Source organism: Pedobacter sp. 05L430, from assembly GCF_056397585.1.
Genome location: NZ_JBFTNT010000362.1, coordinates 1 through 3,843 on the forward strand (window position 1 = coordinate 1; position 3,843 = coordinate 3,843).

Consider the following 3,843-nt stretch of genomic DNA (forward strand, 5'->3'; position numbering starts at 1 on the left):
CCATGTTATCAACCATAAAAACAAATTTAGGCAGCTTAAACCGTGTAAAAAGAGTAATCAAAGTTTTAGGGATGGTAAATTGCACGCCAGATTTCGAAAGGCATCCCTTTGTAATTAACGGTTGCAGCGAACTTTTTGCCCAGGTTTGGGGAGAAGAAAATGGCATTGGCACCAGAAGTGCGGTAGGTTTTGGGTCGTTGCCTGACAACATCCCTGTAGAGATTGAAGCTTTATTCGAACTTCATGAATAACCCTAAAAAACTAACAAACCGGTATTGGTTTGAGATTGATAATGTGAGTGAACTTGATTCACCGGCATTGGTCTTTTACCCTGATCGTATTGCAGATAACATCACTCAGTTAAAAGCCAGCATTGATTCGGTTAGCAGATTGCGACCTCATGTAAAGACTCATAAATCCAGTGAGGTTACCTTGTTGATGATAAATGCCGGAATAGCTAAGTTTAAATGTGCTACAATTGCAGAGGCAGAGATGTTAGCCCTTTGCGGTGCTGAGGATGTTTTGCTGGCCTATCAGCCTGTTGGCCCAAAAGTTAAAAGATACGTATCGCTTATAAAAGCTTTTCCGCTAACACGATTTTCGTGTTTGGTCGATAATGAGCAATCATTAAATGAACTTTCGGAAGCTGCTGTTGAATCGGGATTGGAAATAAATTTGTTTCTGGATCTGAACTTAGGGATGAACCGAACGGGCATTTTACCCAACGAAAAGGCGCTGGCACTTTACCAGAAAATGAATGTTTCCGGCGGAATAAATGCTATAGGTTTGCATGGTTATGATGGTCATATCCATGATGTTTCATTATCGCAAAGAAGGGAGAAGTGGCAGGTTGGCTGGAATTTACTTAAAAACTTAAAAGATAGCATTGTAGCTAAAGGTTTGCCTGTGCCGGTTATTGTAGGTGGTGGTACGCCTACTTATCCTTTTTACGCGGAACAACCCGAAGTAGAATGTAGTCCGGGTACATTTATTCTGTGGGATAAAGGATACCAAAACTCTTTTGAAGAGCAGGAGTATTTAATTGCAGCGGTTCTTATAAGTCGCGTAATTTCTTTGCCGGATGAAACCAAAATAAGTCTGGATTTAGGACATAAAGCTGTAGCTGCAGAAAATGAACTTACTAAAAGAGTTTCATTTTTGAATGCTCCGGATGCCAAAATAATAAGTCAGAGCGAAGAGCATTTGGTATTGGAAATGACTAAAGGACATGGTTTTAAAATAGGGGATGTTTTGTATGGTTTGCCAATCCATATTTGTCCAACTGTTGCCTTATATGACCATGCAGCGACGGTTATAGATTATAAAATTACCGGCGAATGGGCCATTGTTTCAAGAAATAGAAAGATTAATATATAACCTATGTTTACAATTGATGCGCATTTGGATTTAAGCATGAATGCTTTGGAGTGGAATCGTGATTTGACTTTGCCTGTTTCTTCGATCAATGCGAGGGAGGAGGGATTAACTGATAAGCCGGATAGGGCAAAAGCAGTTGTCTCGTTACCCGAACTTAGAAAAGGTAAAATCGGACTTGTTGTAGCCACCCAGATTGCCCGATATGTAGCACCAGGGAATAAGTTGCCCGGATGGCACTCCCCGGCACAGGCATGGGCGCAAACCCAAGGTCAGCTTGCATGGTATAAAGCAATGGAGGAGGCAGGGGAGATGGTGCAGATTACTGATCTGGCAGGTTTAGAAAAGCACCTTGCTTTATGGGCTGCTGATACCTTGGATGCTCAAAAACCAATTGGCTATATTTTAAGTCTCGAAGGTGCTGATTCCATAGTAACCATTGGGCATTTAGAAAAAGCGCATCAAAATGGTTTAAGAGCCGTTGGTCCAGCTCATTATGGTCCTGGAAGATATGCTCAGGGTACTGATGCAACTGGATTTATGGGGCCTAATGGTCATGAGTTGCTTAAGGAAATGGAGCGGTTGAATATTATTTTAGATGCTACACACTTATGTGATGATAGTTTTTGGGAGGCTCTTGATTATTTTAGCGGCCATGTTTGGGCTTCACATAACAATTGCAGGGCGCTTGTGAACCATAACCGTCAGTTTAGTGATGATCAGATCAAGGCGCTAATAGAACGGGGTGCAGTTATTGGCGGTGCTTTAGATGCCTGGATGATGGTGCCTAACTGGGTGCGTGGTAAGTCTACCCCAAAGCAAATGAATTGCAATCTGGATGTGATGATTGATCACATAGATCATATTTGCCAGTTAGCTGGAAATACGCATCATGTTGGAATTGGTTCTGATCTTGATGGTGCATTTGGGAAGGAACAGTGTCCTTATGATTTGGAAACTATTGCTGATCTTCAAAAGATACCTGCCTTGTTTAAGGTCAGAGGATATTCGGACCTGGATATTGAAAATCTGATGAGTGGAAACTGGTTAAGGTTTTTGCGAAAAGCATGGTAATTGGGGTCTATAACATCTTAGTCTATACGTTAACATTAAAAAGACTTTTTAAAGTCGTTTTAATGTTAAAGGTCGGCCAGACTCGTTTCAAAGTCGTTCAAGAGTTGTCTGAAAGTCGTTTATTTATTTAAGCGCCCAATACCCTACGGCCAGCCAGATCAGGCCTTTTATCAGGAAAAACAAAAATCCCCAAACGCCGACTTTTTTCAGCCATTTTAGAATTGCAGCTTTTTTTTCTGATGGGGTTCTACTAGTCATAAGATATCAATTCATAACGCTGTTTATCTTCAGACAAATATATCTTATTTGAAATAATTGTAAATAAAATTGAATGTAATTTTAATGTTTGAATGTATTAGTTTAAACACATCAGTTTGAACGCGCCCGTCATCCTGAATTTATTTCAGCCCCCCTCAAGAGAAAGAAAGCCTTGCTTGTGCGAGGTCCTGAAATAAATTCAGGATGACGGGTGCTCTTCAGCATAACGAGTGATGAAAAGCTTTTACCCTCTTGGTCTGATTATTCTTTCAATACCCGGATCTCTTCTTTCCCTTTTGTTTTCGTAATGCCTGTTGTCGCGTCTTCTGTCATTACCTCTTTCTCTGTATTGTCTTCTGCCATTATCATAGTGTCTATCTTCACGATATCTTTCAGTGTAATGTCTTCTATTCCCTTTCCAGTTATCATGTCTGCCATATTTAACCCTATACGCATTGTGGTTATGATATGGTCTTGGCGAATTAATTACGTATTTTCTTCCAGAGTATAAGTTGTAACCCCTGTATCTATGTGGCAGTGAACGAGAATGAACCCACCTGTTTCCGTTTAGGTAAATAAACTGCCTGGTTGGTACATAGTAATAACTCTCAATGTCGGGCATGTAATAGTAGTCTACATAATCATAGCCTCTTGGTCCCCATTGCGGCTGTGAGCCTATGTTAACACTAATGTTTACTTGCGCCTTTGCAGGTGCTGTTGCAGCTATTATTGATGCAAATCCAAGCATCGCCAATAAAAATAGTTTTTTCATAGAATTGATTTATTATTTGTGTGTGATGTATTAAAACCAAAGTTTGTGCCATAAGTATAATTCTGGCTACAAATCTGTGTTAATAACGCATAAATGGTTATGTTTGTATCTTAAATACATGTTGAATAAAGTTAATTATTGCATATAAATGAGTACGAAAACTGCAGTTTCTCCATCAGAATTCGAATTGGTATCTGGTTTAGAAATCCACGTACAATTAAACACACAAACAAAAATATTCTCGTCGGATAGTGCTTCTTTCGGAGCAAAACCTAATGAGCATATCTCTGCTGTTTCGCTGGCATTACCAGGCGCTTTGCCTAAATTGAATAAAGAGGTGGTTGCTAAAGCCGTTAGAATGGGCC

The 3,843-nt window shown here is 39.9% G+C and carries 5 protein-coding genes and 1 pseudogene; 4 read left to right on the forward strand and 2 right to left on the reverse strand.

Annotated features, from left to right (window positions below):
• The 3 genes from AC1DG9_RS24715 to AC1DG9_RS24725 form a co-directional block, all read left to right on the forward strand.
• Positions 1 to 251, forward strand: a 251-nt coding sequence (locus AC1DG9_RS24715; RefSeq protein WP_477635433.1) for a RidA family protein, incomplete at its 5' end; no start/stop codon positions are given.
• On the forward strand, positions 244 to 1,377 hold the full coding sequence (locus AC1DG9_RS24720; protein WP_337717972.1) for a D-TA family PLP-dependent enzyme: 1,134 nt from the start codon (positions 244 to 246) through the stop codon (positions 1,375 to 1,377). The genes AC1DG9_RS24715 and AC1DG9_RS24720, both read left to right, overlap by 8 nt.
• Before the next feature lie 3 nt (positions 1,378 to 1,380).
• On the forward strand, positions 1,381 to 2,448 hold the full coding sequence (locus tag AC1DG9_RS24725) for a dipeptidase (protein ID WP_337717970.1): 1,068 nt from the start codon (positions 1,381 to 1,383) through the stop codon (positions 2,446 to 2,448).
• A gap of 123 nt (positions 2,449 to 2,571) precedes the next feature.
• On the opposite strand, the gene AC1DG9_RS24730 is transcribed toward AC1DG9_RS24725, so the two are convergent.
• Entirely contained in the window at positions 2,572 to 2,706 is a 135-nt protein-coding gene (locus AC1DG9_RS24730; RefSeq protein WP_288884387.1) for an alanyl-tRNA synthetase, read from the reverse strand.
• A 244-nt stretch (positions 2,707 to 2,950) separates the two neighbouring features.
• Entirely contained in the window at positions 2,951 to 3,478 is a 528-nt protein-coding gene (locus AC1DG9_RS24735; protein ID WP_337717968.1) for a hypothetical protein, read from the reverse strand.
• Positions 3,479 to 3,626: 148 nt separating this feature from the next.
• On the opposite strand from AC1DG9_RS24735, the pseudogene gatB reads away from it, so the two are divergent.
• Positions 3,627 to 3,843: pseudogene (gatB, locus tag AC1DG9_RS24740) on the forward strand (Asp-tRNA(Asn)/Glu-tRNA(Gln) amidotransferase subunit GatB); the annotation flags it as partial.

Coding starts and splice junctions, on each gene's coding strand:
- AC1DG9_RS24720 (WP_337717972.1), top strand. CDS start 244: ATGAATAACCCTAAAAAACTAACAAACCGGTATTGGTTTGAGATTGAT.
- AC1DG9_RS24725 (WP_337717970.1), top strand. CDS start 1,381: ATGTTTACAATTGATGCGCATTTGGATTTAAGCATGAATGCTTTGGAG.
- AC1DG9_RS24730 (WP_288884387.1), bottom strand. CDS start 2,706: ATGACTAGTAGAACCCCATCAGAAAAAAAAGCTGCAATTCTAAAATGG.
- AC1DG9_RS24735 (WP_337717968.1), bottom strand. CDS start 3,478: ATGAAAAAACTATTTTTATTGGCGATGCTTGGATTTGCATCAATAATA.